The organism is Arthrobacter sp. TE12232 (assembly GCF_054062615.1).
Genome location: NZ_JBSSFK010000001.1, coordinates 2694884 through 2711031, shown reverse-complemented (window position 1 = coordinate 2711031; position 16148 = coordinate 2694884). Strand labels below are relative to the sequence as shown.

Genomic DNA, 16148 nt, shown 5'->3' with positions numbered 1-16148 from the left:
TTATGGCCATGGACGCTGTCGTCACCACCCACAACGGCTCGCTGCGGGGCGCGGAGACCGACGGCGTCGCGTCCTTCTTGGGCGTCCCCTACGCGGCGCCGCCGTCCGGGGCGAACCGGCTCCGGCCGCCGCAACCGGTTGAGCCGTGGACCGGCGTGCGGGATGCCACGCACTTCGGGGCGTCGCCTCCCCAGGTTGCTCCGCCCTTGGGTGCGGGTACCGACTGGGACACTGGGCTGACCGGGGAGGACTGCCTGAACCTCAACATCTGGACCCCCGCTAAGAGGGCGGCCGCTGGGACGTCAAGCGCAGGGGCGGCCGGACTCCCGGTGATGGTTTGGATCCAGGGCGGCGCCTTCGAGGTCGGCTCGACGGCGGCGTACGACGGCCGGAACTTCGCCCGGGACGGCGTCGTGTGCGTCGTGATCAACTGGCGGGTGGGCGCCGACGGCTTTCTCTGCCTCGGCGACGGGCACACCAACGTAGGTCTGCTTGATCAGGTCGCGGCCCTGGAGTGGGTCCGGGACAACATCGCTGACTTCGGCGGCGACCCGGGAAACGTCACCGTCTTTGGTGAGTCCGCCGGCGCGATGAGCATCGGCATCCTGCTGTCCATGCCCCGGGCCGATGGTTTGTTCCGGCGGGCCATCCTGCAGAGCGGGGCGGCCCACCACGTGATCCCCGAACCGGCCGCGGAACGGATCGGCCGGTCCCTTGCCGTGAAGCTGGGCGTTTCGCAGACACGCGAGGCCATGGCGGCGGTTCCGGTCGAGCGGTTCCTCGCGGCGCAGGCGGAGCTGAAGGTCGAGCTGCTGGTGCATCCGGATCCGGAGCGCTGGGGCCACGACGTCGTGGCGAGCCTGATGCCCTGGCAGCCGGTGATCGACGGCGAGGTCATTCCGCGCCGTCCGATCGACCGGATCGCCGCCGGGGCCAGCGCGCACGTCGACGTGATCGTCGGCACCAACACCGAGGACTGGAAACTGTTCCTGGCCATCACCGGCGTGCTCGGCAGGGTTACGGAAGAGAGCCTGAGCGGCACGGACAGCATTGAGGGCTTCCCGCCGCCTGCCGCCTACGGCCTCCCGGTCCAGGCTGGGCTCGAATCGTACCGGGCCCACTACCCCGATGCCGGCCCCGGCGACCTTCTTGCCGCCGTGCAGACTGACTGGTGGGTGCGGATCCCGGCCATCCGCCTGGCCGAGGCCCACGCCGAGGCGGCGCAGGGTACCGGCGCGGGCACCTACATGTACGAGTTCGCGTGGGCAGCACCGGGCCTCGGTGCGGTCCACGCGTTGGAAGTGCCGTTCGTCTTTGACAACCTGGACACGACGGCCCGGCTGTTCGGGCCGCTTCTGGGCGACAACCCGCCGCAGGCATTGGCCGATTCCCTGCACGCCGCTTGGGTGTCCTTCGCCGCCACCGGGGACCCCGGCTGGCCGGGGTATGAACCCGCCCGCAGGGCCACCATGCGCTTCGACGTCGCCCCGGGTGTGGTGAACGACCCCCGGTCCTGGGAACGCTCGCTGTGGGAGGGAATCCGCTAGACGACGGCGTCCGGGTTGTCGTAGGCCAGGTTCTCGTAGTCGGTGTCGTCCGCCTCGTCGAGCATGTCGTCCAGTTCCTGGAGCAGCCACGGGTTGATCCGGGCCAGGATCTTGCGGGTCTCCTCCACGGGGACCGCGGCGTAGAGCACCGGGCGGGCCTCGTCGTAGCGGGTGACCGGCGGCTTGTCCGGCCACTTCTCCGCTAGCGCCTTGACGCGTTCGGGCAGCGAATTGTGCGCGTTGTCGGCAATCTTGACCAGGGTGGCGTCGTGGTCTTCGGCGATGTAGCGGATGCCCGCCTGGTAGTCGTCGGGGTTCTCGTGCAAGCGCTTCGTGACGCGTTCAATGATGTCGGCGGCCCGCTCGGAAACCCCCATGTCCAAGAGGGCCTGCCGGGTCATCGGAGTGTCCTCGGCAATGTCGTGGAGGTATCCGGCGATCTGGATGTCGTCGTCGAAGTCCACCAGCGCATCCCCGACGGCGAGCACGTGCTCGCGGTACGGCCGCTTGAGCTTGTCCTTCTGGCGGTTGTGGGCCACCTCGGCCAGGACTTTGGCTGTCTCAACGGTGAAGCGGGGCTGGGAGTGTGCGGGCTCGGTCATGGATCCAGCCTACGCGCCGGGCCACACCCAGGGCTCCCGTGGCAGCGCGGCCGGGTCGAATACGGCCAGGGCATCGGCAAGGGGGCCGGAGGGAAGCCCGAGCGACGCCAGCAGAGTGTCCCGGACCTCGTCGGCGCCCACGCCGGCCCGTGCCAGGTCCGCGAGCGTAACGGCGCCGTCGCGCTTGGCCAGCCGAGCGCCGTCGGAGTTCAGCACCAGCGGAACATGCGCATATTCCGGAACGGGCATATTTAGCAGGGACGCCAGGTAGGCCTGGCGCGGCGTGGAGGGAAGTAGGTCGTCCCCGCGGACCACCTGATCGATGCCCTGCACGGCATCATCCACCACCACGGCGAGGTTGTAGGCGGTCACGCCGTCGTTGCGCCGGAGCACGAAGTCGTCGACCACCCCCGTGTAGTCGCCGTGGAGCACGTCCCGCACCGTCGTCTCGGCCACGGCGGCACGGAGCCGGACCGCCGCCGGCCGGGCCGCCCGCCTGGCGTCGCGCTCCGCGTCGTTCAGGTTCCGGCAGGTCCCCGGGTAGGCGCCCAGCGGGGCGTGCGGCGCGGACGGGGCCTCCTGGATTTCGCGGCGCGTGCAGAAGCACTCGTAGGTCAGCCCGGCTGCCGTCAGCTGCGCGATCGCCTCGGCATACAGGTGCTCACGGTCCGTCTGGCGCACGATGCCGCCGTCCCAGGTCACGCCGATCGCCGCAAGATCGCGGAGCTGCTCCGCCTCGGCACCGGCCCGGGCCCGGTCCAGGTCCTCCACCCGCATCAGGAAGCGCCGCCCCGTGGACCGGGCAAAGAGCCACGCCAGGATGGCCGTCCGGAGGTTGCCGACGTGAAGTTCTCCGGAGGGACTGGGGGCGAAGCGGCCGGCAGAGGTCATGGGTCCAGCCTATGCCGGGCAGAACAAGAGCCCCTCAGCTACCGATGACTTCGGGACGTCCGACGTCGGTAGCTCAGGGGCTCTTGCCGTGTTGTGGTGCTGTGCGGAATGACGATGCGTGAACAAGAGTCAGTCAGCGGCAGGTTCCTTGCGGGATCCTCATCCAGGGTCCGGGTGGTGTGCCGGGGTTTCTGTAGCCTTCGGGACCGTGGCGGTGGCCGCGTCCCTTTGTTGTCACCATTTGAGCAGAAGACCTACAGTTGGCGCAACGGACCGGGCCCGGAGTAGTCAGTCTGATCAACTACAGCCGGAAGAGTGAACAGGAAGTGGTCATTTTGCAGGAGCTCGACGCGACCGACCGGCGGATCCTCGCCGCGCTGGACGACGATCCCCGCGTGCCGGTCATGCTGCTGGCGCAAAAGCTGGGCCTGGCCCGGGGCACTGTGCAGTCCCGCCTGGAGCGGATGTCGGCGTCGGGCGCGCTCCGGCCGAACAGCAGCCGGGTCCTGCCGTCCGCCTTGGGTCGCGGCGTGGCGGCTGCGGTGAGCGCGGAACTGGACCAGAGCCACCTCAACGAGGCGATCGCAGCCCTGCGCAACATCCCCGAGGTGCTCGAATGCCATGCCCCGGCCGGGGACACCGACCTCCTGATCCGGGTGGTGGCCAAGAGCCCGGACGACCTCTACCGCGTGTCCGAGGAAATCCGGCTGTGTCCCGGCATCGTCCGGACCTCGACGAGCATGTTCCTTCGCGAGGTCATCCCCTACCGGACCACGGGACTCCTGGGCGCCTGAGCCCGGCAGCCCCGAAGTCGCCGTTCAGACCGGCGGCCCGGCGTTCGACTTCAGGTTCTTCATGACCAGCGTGGACGTCAGGCGTTCGACGCCGGGAAGGGAGGTCAGCTCGCTGTCGTAGAAGCGCTGGTAGGACGGAAGATCCTCTGCGATGACCTTGAGCAGATAGTCCGGCGAGCCGAAGAGCCGCTGGGCTTCGACGATGTTGGGGTTGTCCGCTACCCGGTTCTCGAAGATCTCCATCGTCGATCGGTCCACCTGGCGCAACGTCACGAAAACGATCGCCTCGAAGCCGAGCCCGACGGCGGCCGGATCGATGTCCGCCCGGTAGCCCCGGATGATCCCCGCGGCCTCCAGATCCCGCAGCCGGCGATGACACGGGGCCACGGTCAGCCCGACCTTCGAGGCCAGCGCCGTGGCAGTCATTCGTCCGTCCGTTTGGAGGTGACGCAAAATACTTCTGTCAATATTGTCAATCACGCAAGAATCTTACCGTGATGGGGCGATTCGTCGGTAAATAGGCGAACACTTCCGGGCCGGATTTGCCTAGAGTTTTCCTTGTACCTGCTACGAGGTACTGCATCCCCTGGAGTCTGCCGTGAACCCCCAGCTTTTCCTCGCCTTCCTGGTTGTCGCCGTCGCCCTGGCCTGCACCCCCGGTGTCGACTGGGCGTACTCGATTGCCGCGGGGCTGAGGCAGCGCAGCTTCGCTCCCGCCGTCGCCGGACTGTGCGGCGGCTACGCCCTGCACACCGTGCTCCTGGTGCTGGGACTGGCGGCACTGCTGGCCGGAATGCCCGGCGTGCTCGGCTGGCTGACGGCGGCGGGCGCCCTCTACCTGCTGTGGCTGGGCTACAGCACCCTGCGGTCCTGGCGCGGCGCCACCTTCAGCACGGACGCTCGCCCGGCGGCGGCCCCTGCGAGCCAGTTCCGGATCTTCCTCCAGGGCATCGGCATCAGCGGGATCAACCCCAAGGGCCTGCTGTTCTTTGTTGCTTTGGTGCCGCAATTCGTCAGCCCGGACGCCTCGCTGCCGGTTCCCGTCCAGTCGGGGCTGCTCGGCCTCACGTTCGTGCTGCTCGTGGGCGTCATCTACAGCTGCGTGGCCCTTCTGGCCCGGAAACTGCTGCACGCTCGGCCGGGCGCCGCCCGTCAGGTGACGCTGGCCAGCGGGATCATCATGCTGATCCTGGGCGCCATGCTGCTCGCTGAACAAATCGTGCCCGCCGTCAGCGCGGCGATGACCCGCGCCTGAGCCGGCGAATCCATGGCAGAGGCTATTTGCGCTGCATGTACCACTCGGTGAAGGACGACGCGCGGCCGTCCGCGGTGAGCTGGATGATCCACAGGTTGTCATAACTTCGGCTGTTGCCGCGGTAGGTGGTCAGGCCCTGTACGAATGCCCGGCCGCCGTCGACCCCAAGCAGCTTCCACTCGAACGTCCAGTCATCCGGCTCGTCGCGCCCGGCGAGCCAGTGCTCCACGATATCTTCGCGGCCCCGCCACGGTTCTGGCTCTTGGGGGCTTGTGGCATAGATGGCGTCCTCGGTGAACAGCGCCCGGATGTCCTCCGGGTCGTTCGTCGTCCACGCCGTGATGTAGTGCTGCATCCAGCGCGCCACGGCATCTCTCATGCCTCGTTTGTACTACCCGCCACGGAGGCCCGCAAGGGTAGTGGCTACGTGGATTTGGCCACCAGGTGGGCACGGTGATCTGTCAGCCGTCGCTAGCGCTGCCGTATTCGCGGTCCCAGAGTTCGTGCAGTTCCGCGTCCTTGCGGACGACCTCCACATGTTCCACCTCTGTCGATTTCCGGCGTTGCCATTCGCGGCCGCCGAACGTCTTGCGGCCCGCCTCGAGGATAAGCAAGGCCTGGTCCGTCAGCGCGTCGCTGCGCAGGGCCAGGTGCGTCTTCCGGCGCCGCAGGACCTCCTGAAGGGCGGAACGGGACGCGCCGTAGGCTCCGAGCCTGCGAAGGCACCGGGCACGCACCAGCAACAGGGCGGCGGCCAGATCGTCCGCGTTCAGCAGCCCCTCGGTGTCTGCCACCACGTCGACGTCGTGTCCCAGCTCTGCCGCAAGGGAACACCGGGCCAGAGCCAGAGGCAACGACGGCGGCAGACCGGCCAGCGCCGCCAGGGCCTCCTCCGTCTGGCCGGTCTCGCGCAGGGAATGCGACAGGGCCAGAACCACGGCCTCCTCGCTGAAGAGCACGGGAACTTCGATCCGCTCGGCCACCTCTACCCTGGTGACCACACCCGCCAGGTACACGGCGGCGTAGCGGTTGGCGTCGGCGTCGTTCCGGAGGCTCAGTCCATGCCTTAAGAGCTCGGAGGCGCGAAGATGCCCGCCGTGTGAGTACGCCAGCAGCCCGGCCATGAGATAGCAAAGTCCGGACCAACCGGGATAGGTGCGGGCCAGGGCAATCAGCCCGTCCGGCTCGGTGCTGCCGAAGACGGCGGCGTGTACGGCTTTCGTCGTCTTGCCCGGCATCCGGCCGGACATTCTGCCCAGGCGGGGCACCCCGCCCTCGGCGGCCAGCGTCCCCGGGACCCGGCCCGCCATGAGTCCGGTCACCACACCGCCCACGTTGCCGGCCAGGCCGCGGACGGGCGTCCGGACCACGGCTTTGCGGAAGGGGGTCAGATCGCGGGTTTCGGTATACGGCCTGCCCTGCCCCCGGGACCCGCCGGCGGGGATGGGACCCGTGCCGATCGGGCCCGTGGGGCTGGGAACACTGGGCTTCAGGTGGGCGGATTCGCCAGATGTGGCGCTCATTCCCTCATGGTAGTAGGACCGGCCGGCCCCTGCTAGGCGGCCGCGGCCACCCAGAGGCCGATCACCCAGGTGCTCGCGGAAAGGCACGCGAGGCCGAACTCCACGATCATGCCAAGGCCAGTGGCCTTCAGCGCCGCCCAGCTCGAGGCCACTGCGGTGCTGAACACCCGCGTACGCTGCAGCTCGCTGAGCAGAAGCCCGGCGGCGAAGCCCACGAACAGCCCGACGACGGGAATGATGAACATGCCGGCGACGCCCAGCACCAGCCCCACCACCACGGAACGGCTCGGGATGCTGTGCTGCTTGAGTTTCCGGCCGGTCAGCACCGTGCTGGCGGCCATGCCGGCCAGGACGAAGGCCAGGCCGATCCCGAAAACCACCCAGCCCGTGGTTCCGGCGCCGCCCCACAACGCCCAGGCGAACAGGCTCAGCCCGATCAGGATGCTGCCGGGCAGCACGGGGATGATGGTTCCGGCCACGCCCACCAGGATGGCGAGGCCGCACAGCACGGTCACGGCACTCTCGGGGTTCATGGCCCCAGTCTAGAACGGCGACGGCGGCGCTCCCCCCAAGGAAGCGCCGCCGTCGTCGTTTGGTCAGCTGTGGCTACTCGGCTTCGACCGCCGCGGCGACTGCTGCGGAGACCGCCGGGGCAACCCTGGGGTCAAGCGGGCTGGGCACGATGTAGTCGGCGGACAGGTCGTCCTCGGCGAGTTCGGCGATGGCGCGGGCCGCGGCGAGCTTCATGGCCGGGGTGATCCGGCGGGCGCCGGCGTCCAGGGCTCCGCGGAAGATGCCGGGGAAGGCCAGGACGTTGTTGATCTGGTTCGGGAAGTCGCTGCGTCCGGTAGCCACGACGGCCGCGTACTTGCTAGCGACCTCCGGCAGAACTTCCGGGTCCGGGTTGGACAGGGCGAACACGATCGAGCTGTGGTTCATCAGCTTCAGGTGCTCCTCGTCCAGCTTCGAGGAAGAGACGCCGACGAACACGTCGGCGCCAAGCAGCGCCTCGCCGGGGCCGCCGGTCACGCCGCGCGGGTTGCTGCGGGCGGCGAGCTCGGCCTTTTTGCTGGCCGGATCCGCGGCGATGTCCGCGCGGTCCTTGCTGATCGCACCGCGGGAGTCCAGGAGGACGACGTCGCCGACCCCGGCCGTCAGCAGGATTTCGGCGACGGCGATGCCGGCGGCTCCGGCGCCGGAGACCACCACGCGCAGGCTCTCGAGCGTCCGGCCGGTCACCTTGGCGGCGTTGGTCAGGGCGGCGAGGACCACGACGGCGGTGCCGTGCTGGTCATCGTGCATGACCGGGCAGTCCAGCGCCTCGATGAGCTTTTCTTCGAGTTCGAAGCAGCGGGGCGCGGCGACGTCCTCGAGGTTGACGGCGCCAAAGCTCGGGCGCAGCCGGACGAGCGTCTCGACAATTTCGTCGACGTCGGTGGTGTTCAGGACCAGCGGGATGGAGTCGAGCTCTCCGAAGGCCTTGAAGAGCGCGGACTTGCCCTCCATCACGGGCAGCGAGGCGCTGGCCCCGATGTTGCCCAGGCCCAGCACGGCCGTGCCGTCGCTGACGACGACCACGAGGCGCTGGGCCCACGTGAGCGTCTTGGCGAGCTCCGGGTTGGCGTGGATGGCGCGGCTGACCTGGGCGACGCCGGGCGTGTAGGCGATGGAGAGGTCGCGCTTGCTGGCAAGCGGGACAGTGCTGGAAATCGACAGCTTGCCGCCCTGGTGGGATGCGAAGATTTCCTCGTCGCTGAGCGCGGCAACTGTCTCGGCCGGGGAAGCGGAATCGGCGGGAATGATCGTTTCAGTGGACACGTCGTTGTCTCCTGGGAATCACCGTGGGCGCACGGCACATGGAAGCTTGAGCACGTCAGATGCTCAAGTTGGTCTGTCGGGGGCGTCGGCGGCAACCAGAGGTGGCGGTCGCCGGTGGAACCCCCGGAGTTGCTGGCGTCAGCGTTCTCCGGTCTAGCCATGGTAAACAACGCGCCCTGGCGATGAGGCGGCACTGCAGTCATTCCGCGCAACGGTGAAACGTTTGACCATCGCCTTATGTGACTTAGATCACACTCACGGTGCAGTTTGTAGCTCTACCGGTCTAGACCAGTTACGCGGCCTGTCGTGCCCCCTGCAGAAGCGAGCAGGCCTTCTTGAGGTCCTCTTCGGCTTCGAAGAGGGACAGCCGGCGGCAGCGGACGGCCTGGACCAGCCCGGTGACCGTCAGCAACAGGACCCTGGCGACGGCGGCGTCGCCGCACGCGGCCGTCACGGCCTTCTCGGCTGTCGCATCGATCTCACGGAGCAGCCGCGTGGTGTCCGTGTCCTTGACGTATACCGCCCGGTTGAGGCACTGCTCCACGGCAGGCTGCATAAGGCGCATGTGGAAGATCTCCATCACTACCCCCACAAGCGCCTGGGCCGCAGCTTTTCCCGCCGCCGGCGAGCTCCCCGCGAGGAGTTCGCCCAGCTGCTTGCGGTACAGCGCCAGGACCAGCTGGGTGGCCGAGGGGAAGTAGCGGTACAGCGTCCCCAGGGGAACATCCGCCTTGGCCGCCACCTCGGAAAGGACTACGGAGTCCAGGCCCTTGCGGGCAAACCCTGCGGCAACGTCCAGGATCCGCACGTAGCGGAGCCGTTGCCGGGGCAGAGTGGGGGGAGGGGCCATCGGTGGAAGATCTGAGTGAAAGTCAGGCATCAGCAGCGTTCCGGGGGTCGTTTTTCTCGGCAGCCGGGAGCTATCCCCCACAGCGCTGCCGCGGCAATTGCCGTCCACTATACGCCACGAAACCGGGCGTCCGGCGAGTCAGCCGGGGCCGCAGGAGCCCCGGAAGGGGACGAGCCCGGCTCAGTCCACGCCCTTGATCTTCACCACGAACACGGCGCCCAGAAGTCCGATTACGGCGGCCGCGACATACAGCGAGACATAGCCGCCCCAGAGAGCCACAAACGGAAATGCGATGAGCGGGGCGATCACTTGGGGCAGCGAGTTGGCGATGTTAATGACGCCGAGATCCTTGCCCCGGTCCAGTGCCGTGGGAAGCACCTGGGTGATGAGCGCGAAGTCCACCGCCAAGTAGCAGCCGAAGCCGATACCCAGCACCGAGGCGCCGATCAGCGCGCCCGGCCACGTGGGCGCGAACGCAAGGATGAGGGAGGCCGCGGCGATCACGGCTGACGAGATGATGACCAGCGGTTTCCGGCGCCCCAGGCGATCGCTCAGCCGGCCGCCCACCACGCTGGTGGCGATCACCATGACCGCGTAGAGGCCGGTCAGGATCAGGACACCAAACTCGGGCTCGATGCCCTGGGTTTCACGGACGCGGACGGCGTCATTGAGGAAGAACAACAGATAGAGGGTGACCATGTGGTTGCCGATGTTCACCAGCAGCCGCGTCAGCCAGGCCCAGGCGAAATCCGGGTGGCGGGCCGGGGAAATCCAAAAGCCCCGCACAAACCCGGCCAGGCTGAACGGCGGCCGGACCTGCGCAGGCAGCGGGACGTCGTCGTTCTTGAAGTAATAAAGCACGACGCCGGCAAGCAGCGCCAGCGCGCAGACGAGGTACCCCGCGGCGAAGTTTCCGGTGACGGCGGCGGCGATCACTGCCCCGGCCAGGATCCCGACTGTCTGCCCCATGGCAGCCAGTCCGCCCACCGTGCCGCGCTGCGGGACGGGCACCCGGTCCGGGATAGCCGCGGTGATGGCCGCGTAGGCGCCGTTGCAGCCGGCCTGGACGAGGCACCAGAGCAGCGTCATGACGGCGACATTAGGGGCGCCCGCCAGCGCGATCAGTGCCGCGGCGCCCAGGATGGCGCCGAAAATCACCCACGGCACCCGGCGGCCCCGGCGCGCGGTGGTGCGGTCGCTGAAGGCGCCCACGAGAGGGTTGGCGACGAGCGAGACGGCGGCCCCTGCGCCTGTTACGAGGGCGAGGATGGCTTCCTTGTCCGGTTCGCTGAAGGCTGCCGCCTGCTGGCCGAGGAGCACCTGGATCGGGCCGAAGAATGCCGCGTTGATGCCGACGTTGACCAGTACCACCCCTGCGGTCCAGACGGGCCGGACGCGGTGCTCTGGCTCGGCGAGCGCCGGCGCGGTGGTATCGGACATGCTCATGGCTCCCCCTGGAACTGATGATCAGGCATATGTATCAGTGCGGAGCCAGACTATCGCGGCAGCGTTGCGCGGCGGAGTTGCGCGGCGGAACCGCGCAGCAGAGTTGCCCGGCGGACTGTCCGCGGTGGCACGGGAACCGGGCATGTGCGAGTCTCGGGGATGACACCCGCAGCCAACACGTGCTGCCGACACCGAAGGAGTGACCGTGAACGCTTCCGCCGTCAATACCGCAGACCTTTACGATGAGCGCGGCGAGGAGCTCGACTCCGTGTCCGCGCAGTTCCAGTCCCTGGGCGGCCGCACGCACTTCAGCGGACCGGTCCGGACCATCCGGTGCTTCGAGGACAACGCGCTGGTCAAGTCCCTGCTGGCCACTCCCGGAAGCGGCTCCGTCCTGGTGGTCGACGGCGCCGGGTCTCTCCGCACCGCACTGATGGGGGACATGATCGCGGCGAGCGCCGTCGCTAACGGCTGGGCCGGCGTCGTCATCAATGGGGCCATCCGGGACCGGCTCGCCATCGCCGGGCTGCCGCTCGGCGTGAAGGCGCTCGGCAGCAACCCGCGCAAGAGCGCCAAAGAAGGCGCCGGGGAAGTGGATGTTCCGCTGGAGATCGGCGGCGTGACCATCCGGCCCGGCGCGATGATCTGGTGCGATCCGGACGGAATTCTGGTGGAACGCTAAGGACTTTCTTCTTCGGACGGTAGTAGCGGGAACAAATCTGCCAGTAACATAGTTACTGAAAGCAACTATCAGCTTGATCCCCACACTTCCCCTTGGAGCAGTCATGTCCAAAACCACCTCCGTGCGCGCCGCAGGAGAGGTCCTGACCCACCGTCAGACCATCACCGTCATGGTGGGACTCATGCTCGGCATGTTCCTGTCCTCGCTGGACCAGACGATCGTGTCCACCTCGATCTACACGATCGCAAACGACCTCGACGGCCTGTCCCTGCAGGCCTGGGCCACTACCGCCTACCTCATCACCTCCACGGTGAGCACGCCGCTCTACGGCAAGCTCAGCGACATCTTCGGACGCCGCCCGCTGTACCTCATCGCCATCCTGATCTTCCTCGCCGGCTCGCTCTATGCCGGATCGGTCCACTCCATGACCGAACTCGCGATCGCCCGCGGCATCCAGGGCATGGGCGCCGGCGGCCTTCTGGCCCTCGCCCTGACCATCATCGGCGACATCGTGGCGCTCAAGGACCGCGCCAAGTACCAGGGCTACTTCATGTCCGTCTTCGGCGTCTCCTCCGTCCTGGGCCCGGTGATCGGCGGCGCCTTCGCAGGCACCGAGACCATCCTTGGAATCGACGGCTGGCGCTGGGTGTTCCTCATCAACCTGCCGATCGGCATCGCCGCGCTCACGGTGGTGTTCATGTACCTGCACCTCCCCGCCAAGCATGTGAAGCAGAAGATCGATTACTGGGGCGCCGCCGCCATCACCCTGGCGATCGTCCCGCTCCTCCTCGTCGCCGAGCAGGGCCGCACGTGGGGCTGGAGCTCCACCAACTCCTTCCTCTGCTACGGACTGGGTGTTGTGGGCATCATTGCGTTCCTGCTGGCCGAAAAGCACGCCGCTGACTACGCGCTCATCCCGCTGCGGCTGTTCCAGAACATCACCTTCGGCCTGTCCTCGCTGCTGAACTTCATCATCGGCATCGGCATGTTCGGTGCCATCGCGATGCTTCCGATGTACCTGCAGCTGGTCAAGGGCCTGACTCCCACCGAGGCCGGCCTCATGATGATCACCTTCACCGTGGGCATCCTCACCGGCTCCATCACGGCCGGCCGGACCATCTCGGCATCGGGCACCTACCGGATCTTCCCGATCCTGGGCACCGCCGTCCTGACCGGCGCCGCCGTCGTCATGGGCCTCTCCCTCGGCGTCGACACGCCGCTGTGGGTCCCGGGCTTCATCGCCGTGTTCTTCGGCCTGGGACTGGGCTTCTGCATGCAGCCCCTGACGCTGGCCATGCAGGTCTCCGTTCCGTCGAAGGACATGGGTGTGGGCACCTCCGCCGCCGCGTTCTTCCGGTCCATGGGCGGCGCGGTTGGAACGGCCGTGTTCATCTCCATGCTCTTCAGCCTCGCCGCCGACAAGATCGCCACCGGCATGAAGGACGCCGTGCAGGACCCTGAATACCTCAAGGTGCTGAAGGATCCGGCCGTGGCTGCGGACCCCGCCAACGCGAAGCTGTACGACTTCTTCAAGAACGGCGCCAGCAATGACTCGCTGAATGACACCAGCTGGCTGCACACGGCCAATTCGACGTTGACCCGGCCCATCACGGAGGGCTTCGCGCAGTCGATTGACGCCGTCATGCTCACGGCCGCTGTCCTCACCGGCATCGCCTTCCTGATCACCTTCGCCCTGCCGAACAAGAAACTCACGGACCCGAAGACGGTATCCAGGGAGAGCGCCGCGGCCGCCGCCCACTAGGGCTTCAATGCAGCAATGCGTCACGGCAGGCAGTCGTTTGGACTGCCTGCCGTCGCTGTTTCCCCGGAATGTAAGCTTGCTCTCATTTTCCGGCCTTGTGACAGGCACCGCACCGGGTCCGGTGTAAGACTTGGTAGCTGCGGCGCAGGCCGTGGACCGCGAGTTGCCGAGGGAGCCTTATGACCATCACCCAGGACCAGACCACCGCCAGGATCCCCAAACGGGTCATTTGGCTGGCCGTGGCGGGCGCAGTCGGCGGCTTCCTCTTCGGCTTCGACTCGTCCGTGGTCAACGGCGCCGTCGATGCCATCAAGGAGGAGTTCGCGCTCAGCGAGGCCGTGACCGGCTTCGCCGTCGCCGTAGCCCTGCTTGGCTGCGCGGCCGGCGCCTACCTCGCGGGCAAGGTGGCCGACCGCTACGGCCGGATCCCGGCCATGAAGCTGGGCGCCGCGCTGTTCCTGGCCAGTGCCATCGGCACCGGCTTCTGCTTCGGCGTCTGGGACCTGATCTTCTGGCGCCTGATAGGCGGCCTGGGCATCGGGCTGGCATCGGTGATCGCACCGGCCTACATCTCCGAAATCTCGCCGCGGCACGTCCGCGGCCGCCTGGCCTCGCTCCAGCAGCTCGCCATCACCACCGGCATCTTCGCCGCCCTGCTCTCCGACGCCGTCTTCGCCAACACTGCCGGCGGAGCGGACCAGAACCTGTGGGTCGGCATCGAGGCCTGGCGCTGGATGTTCCTGGCCGGAGCCGTCCCCGCCGTCATCTACGGCTGGATCGCCTTCACCCTGCCGGAGTCCCCGCGCTTCCTGGTCTTCAAGGGCAAGGACGACGAGGCCCTCAAGGTCTTCCAGTCGATTGCCCCCAGCGAGGACACCGACCGCCACCTGCGCGAGATCAAGGAGGCCATCGAGGAGGACAAGCTCGCCGGCAAGAAGGGGTCCCTGCGCGGCAACGTCCTGGGCCTGAAGCCGGTTGTCTGGGTCGGCATCGTCCTGTCCGTGCTGCAGCAGTTCGTCGGCATCAACGTGATCTTCTACTACTCCACCACGCTGTGGAAGGCCGTGGGCTTCCAGGAAAAGGATTCCCTGACCATCTCCGTGGCCACCGCCGTCACGAACATCCTGGTGACGCTGGTCGCGATCGCCCTCGTGGACCGGATCGGCCGCCGCCCCATCCTGCTCGCGGGTTCCATCGGTATGGCCGTCTCGCTGGGCACCATGGCCCTGGCCTTCGGCTCGGCCACCGGCTCCGGTGACGCCATCACGCTGCCCGGCGCGTGGGGTCCCGCGGCCCTGGTGGCCGCCAACGTCTTCGTGATCAGCTTCGGCGCCTCGTGGGGCCCGCTGGTATGGGTGCTGCTGGGCGAAATCTTCCCGTCCCGGATCCGGGCCCGCGCCCTCGGCCTGGCCGCTGCCGCGCAGTGGATCGCCAACTTCGCCATCACGCTGAGCTTCCCCGTCATGGCCGCGGCCTCGCTGCCCCTGACGTACGCCATGTACGCCCTGTTCGCCGCGGCGTCGTTCTTCTTCGTCGCGTTCAAGGTGCCCGAGACCAACGGGATGTCCCTGGAACAGGCCGAGACACTGTTCGTGCCCAAGGGATCCGCCAAGGATTCCGCCAAGGCCTGAGGCCTTCCCTGCGAGCGCAGGGGGTAACAGAAACGCCCATGTTCCGCGGAACATGGGCGTTTCTGTTACCTCGGCTCGCTAGACCACGTGCGGCTCGTGCGCTGCCAGGTAGCGGCGTCCGCCGAAGACCACGGCAATAGCCACCACCATGGCCACTGCACCGGCGTAGAACGGCACTTGCGGGCCGAAGTGCTCGCCCAACTGCGCGGCAGCGAACGGTGCCAGGGCGCCGCCCATCCAGCGCACGAAGTTGTAGCCGGCGGAGGCGACAGGCCGGGGCGAATCGGAAACACCCATGGCCAGCTCGGTGTAGATCGTGTTGTTGACGCCCAGGAGCGCCCCCGAAATGACCACGAGGACCACCACGGCGGGCACCGAGTGCCCGGCGGACAGGCCCAGTCCCACAAGGTCCAGCATCAGCAGGAACAGGGTGCCAGTGAGGACCCGGACAGCTCCGAAGCGGTTCTGCAGCACGGGAGCAACAAACACTGAGAAGACGGCGACGGCGACGCCCCAGCCGAAGAACACCCCGCCGATTCCGTAGGCGTCCATGCCCAGGATGAAGGGCGTGAAGGCGAGGACGGTGAAGAAGCCATAGTTGTAGAAGAGGCCACTGGCCGCCGTCGTCCTGAGCCCCTTGTGTCCCAGGGCCAGCAACGGATCCCGGAGACGGACCTTGCGCTCGGGCAGCGGGGTCTTGGGCAGCAGGGCAATGAGAGCGATGAACGCCGAGGCCATGAGCACGGCGGTGCCGAAGAACGGTGCGCGCCACTGCCAGCCGCCGAGCAATGCGCCCAGGAGCGGGCCGAGGGAAATACCCAGGCCCAGGGCGGCCTCGTACAGGATGATTGCCGTGCCGGCGCCGCCACTTGCGACGCCGACGATCACGGCCAGCGCCGTGGCCACGAACAGGGCGTTGCCCAGTCCCCAGCCGGCGCGGAAGCCGATGAGTTCAGCCACGCTGACCGAGGTGCCGGACAGTGAGGCGAAGACGACGATCACCGCCAGTCCGATCAGCAGCGTCCGCTTCCCGCCGATCCGGGACGAGACGTAGCCGGTGATCAGCATGGCGACGGCGGTCACCAGGAAATAGCTCGTGAAGAGCAGCGACACCTGGCTCGGCGTGGCGTCCAGGTTCTTGGCGATCGCGGGCAGGATGGGGTCCACCAGGCCGATTCCCATGAAGGCGAACACGGCTGCGAGGGCCGTCGCCCAAACCGCCTTGGGTTGTTTGAGTAGTGAGGCTTTCTCGGCCTCGAGGGTAACTTCCGCTGCCGGCAGTATGTCGGCGGACTGGCCGTGCATGGGGGGCACTCCTAAGTGATTGGAATTTGTGGGTGAGTATCC

Annotated in this window: 16 protein-coding genes; 6 read left to right on the top strand and 10 right to left on the bottom strand. The window is 67.7% G+C overall.

The genetic code is table 11. From position 1 onward, the window contains the following. The first annotated feature begins 2 nt into the window (after window positions 1-2). Complete coding sequence (locus tag ACVWZ7_RS12040) at window positions 3-1547, top strand: carboxylesterase/lipase family protein (protein WP_344367484.1); 1545 nt, start codon at window positions 3-5, stop codon at window positions 1545-1547. Here ACVWZ7_RS12040 and ACVWZ7_RS12035 read toward each other — a convergent pair. Next, on the bottom strand, window positions 1544-2149 hold the full coding sequence (locus tag ACVWZ7_RS12035) for an HD domain-containing protein (RefSeq protein WP_344367483.1): 606 nt from the start codon (window positions 2147-2149) through the stop codon (window positions 1544-1546). The two genes, ACVWZ7_RS12040 and ACVWZ7_RS12035, sit on opposite strands and share 4 nt — an antisense overlap. A 9-nt stretch (window positions 2150-2158) precedes the next feature. Further along, complete coding sequence (gene gluQRS / locus ACVWZ7_RS12030) at window positions 2159-3040, bottom strand: tRNA glutamyl-Q(34) synthetase GluQRS (protein WP_456507965.1); 882 nt, start codon at window positions 3038-3040, stop codon at window positions 2159-2161. A 335-nt stretch (window positions 3041-3375) separates the two neighbouring features. Between gluQRS and ACVWZ7_RS12025 the strand changes: the two genes are divergently transcribed. Further along, window positions 3376-3834 (top strand): Lrp/AsnC family transcriptional regulator, encoded by a 459-nt coding sequence (locus tag ACVWZ7_RS12025; protein WP_175460378.1) that lies wholly within the window; start codon window positions 3376-3378, stop codon window positions 3832-3834. 24 nt (window positions 3835-3858) lie between these two features. Here ACVWZ7_RS12025 and ACVWZ7_RS12020 read toward each other — a convergent pair whose 3' ends face one another. Continuing rightward, the gene (locus ACVWZ7_RS12020; protein ID WP_344367481.1) at window positions 3859-4314 is read right to left on the bottom strand and encodes an Lrp/AsnC family transcriptional regulator; all 456 of its coding nucleotides are present in this window, start codon (window positions 4312-4314) and stop codon (window positions 3859-3861) included. A 118-nt stretch (window positions 4315-4432) separates the two neighbouring features. Between ACVWZ7_RS12020 and ACVWZ7_RS12015 the strand changes: the two genes are divergently transcribed. Beyond that, window positions 4433-5089, top strand: a complete 657-nt coding sequence (locus ACVWZ7_RS12015; protein ID WP_456507964.1) for a LysE family translocator — start codon at window positions 4433-4435, stop codon at window positions 5087-5089. Window positions 5090-5111: 22 nt separating this feature from the next. On the opposite strand, the gene ACVWZ7_RS12010 is transcribed toward ACVWZ7_RS12015, so the two are convergent. From ACVWZ7_RS12010 to ACVWZ7_RS11985, 6 genes are all read right to left on the bottom strand, one after another. After that, window positions 5112-5468: a nuclear transport factor 2 family protein gene (locus tag ACVWZ7_RS12010; protein ID WP_116766695.1), complete on the bottom strand. Its 357-nt coding sequence runs from the start codon at window positions 5466-5468 to the stop codon at window positions 5112-5114. A gap of 82 nt (window positions 5469-5550) precedes the next feature. Continuing rightward, window positions 5551-6612, bottom strand: a complete 1062-nt coding sequence (locus ACVWZ7_RS12005) for a hypothetical protein (protein ID WP_456507963.1) — start codon at window positions 6610-6612, stop codon at window positions 5551-5553. Between the two features lie 32 nt (window positions 6613-6644). Continuing rightward, entirely contained in the window at window positions 6645-7145 is a 501-nt protein-coding gene (locus ACVWZ7_RS12000; protein WP_116766696.1) for a DUF456 domain-containing protein, read from the bottom strand. 73 nt (window positions 7146-7218) lie between these two features. Then, window positions 7219-8430, bottom strand: coding sequence for an NAD(P)-dependent malic enzyme (locus tag ACVWZ7_RS11995; protein WP_202615826.1), 1212 nt, complete (start codon window positions 8428-8430; stop codon window positions 7219-7221). A 292-nt stretch (window positions 8431-8722) separates the two neighbouring features. Next, window positions 8723-9280, bottom strand: a complete 558-nt coding sequence (locus tag ACVWZ7_RS11990; protein WP_425547234.1) for a TetR/AcrR family transcriptional regulator — start codon at window positions 9278-9280, stop codon at window positions 8723-8725. A gap of 180 nt (window positions 9281-9460) precedes the next feature. Then, complete coding sequence (locus ACVWZ7_RS11985; protein ID WP_456507962.1) at window positions 9461-10726, bottom strand: MFS transporter; 1266 nt, start codon at window positions 10724-10726, stop codon at window positions 9461-9463. A 205-nt stretch (window positions 10727-10931) separates the two neighbouring features. Here ACVWZ7_RS11985 and rraA point away from each other — a divergent pair, with 205 nt between their 5' ends. The 3 genes from rraA to ACVWZ7_RS11970 all read left to right on the top strand — a co-directional run bounded on the left by rraA (window position 10932) and on the right by ACVWZ7_RS11970 (window position 14801). Further along, window positions 10932-11408, top strand: a complete 477-nt coding sequence (rraA, locus tag ACVWZ7_RS11980) for a ribonuclease E activity regulator RraA (protein ID WP_456507961.1) — start codon at window positions 10932-10934, stop codon at window positions 11406-11408. Between the two features lie 103 nt (window positions 11409-11511). Further along, a complete protein-coding gene (locus ACVWZ7_RS11975; protein WP_456507960.1) occupies window positions 11512-13170 on the top strand; it encodes an MDR family MFS transporter in 1659 nt (552 codons plus the stop codon). A gap of 179 nt (window positions 13171-13349) precedes the next feature. Beyond that, the gene (locus ACVWZ7_RS11970; RefSeq protein WP_456507959.1) at window positions 13350-14801 is read left to right on the top strand and encodes a sugar porter family MFS transporter; all 1452 of its coding nucleotides are present in this window, start codon (window positions 13350-13352) and stop codon (window positions 14799-14801) included. A gap of 78 nt (window positions 14802-14879) precedes the next feature. Here the strand turns inward: ACVWZ7_RS11970 and ACVWZ7_RS11965 are convergent, their stop codons facing one another. Then, a complete protein-coding gene (locus ACVWZ7_RS11965; protein WP_116766702.1) occupies window positions 14880-16106 on the bottom strand; it encodes an MFS transporter in 1227 nt (408 codons plus the stop codon). Window positions 16107-16148 lie beyond the last annotated feature (42 nt).

What these genes read in the sequence shown, in the direction of transcription:
- ACVWZ7_RS12040 (WP_344367484.1), top strand. Translation starts at nt 3, where the DNA reads ATGGCCATGGACGCTGTCGTCACCACCCACAACGGCTCGCTGCGGGGC.
- ACVWZ7_RS11985 (WP_456507962.1), bottom strand. Translation starts at nt 10,726, where the DNA reads ATGAGCATGTCCGATACCACCGCGCCGGCGCTCGCCGAGCCAGAGCAC.
- gluQRS (WP_456507965.1), bottom strand. Translation starts at nt 3,040, where the DNA reads ATGACCTCTGCCGGCCGCTTCGCCCCCAGTCCCTCCGGAGAACTTCAC.
- ACVWZ7_RS12035 (WP_344367483.1), bottom strand. Translation starts at nt 2,149, where the DNA reads ATGACCGAGCCCGCACACTCCCAGCCCCGCTTCACCGTTGAGACAGCC.
- ACVWZ7_RS11970 (WP_456507959.1), top strand. Translation starts at nt 13,350, where the DNA reads ATGACCATCACCCAGGACCAGACCACCGCCAGGATCCCCAAACGGGTC.
- ACVWZ7_RS12005 (WP_456507963.1), bottom strand. Translation starts at nt 6,612, where the DNA reads ATGAGCGCCACATCTGGCGAATCCGCCCACCTGAAGCCCAGTGTTCCC.
- ACVWZ7_RS12000 (WP_116766696.1), bottom strand. Translation starts at nt 7,145, where the DNA reads ATGAACCCCGAGAGTGCCGTGACCGTGCTGTGCGGCCTCGCCATCCTG.
- ACVWZ7_RS11975 (WP_456507960.1), top strand. Translation starts at nt 11,512, where the DNA reads ATGTCCAAAACCACCTCCGTGCGCGCCGCAGGAGAGGTCCTGACCCAC.
- ACVWZ7_RS11990 (WP_425547234.1), bottom strand. Translation starts at nt 9,280, where the DNA reads ATGGCCCCTCCCCCCACTCTGCCCCGGCAACGGCTCCGCTACGTGCGG.
- ACVWZ7_RS11965 (WP_116766702.1), bottom strand. Translation starts at nt 16,106, where the DNA reads ATGCACGGCCAGTCCGCCGACATACTGCCGGCAGCGGAAGTTACCCTC.
- ACVWZ7_RS12010 (WP_116766695.1), bottom strand. Translation starts at nt 5,468, where the DNA reads ATGAGAGATGCCGTGGCGCGCTGGATGCAGCACTACATCACGGCGTGG.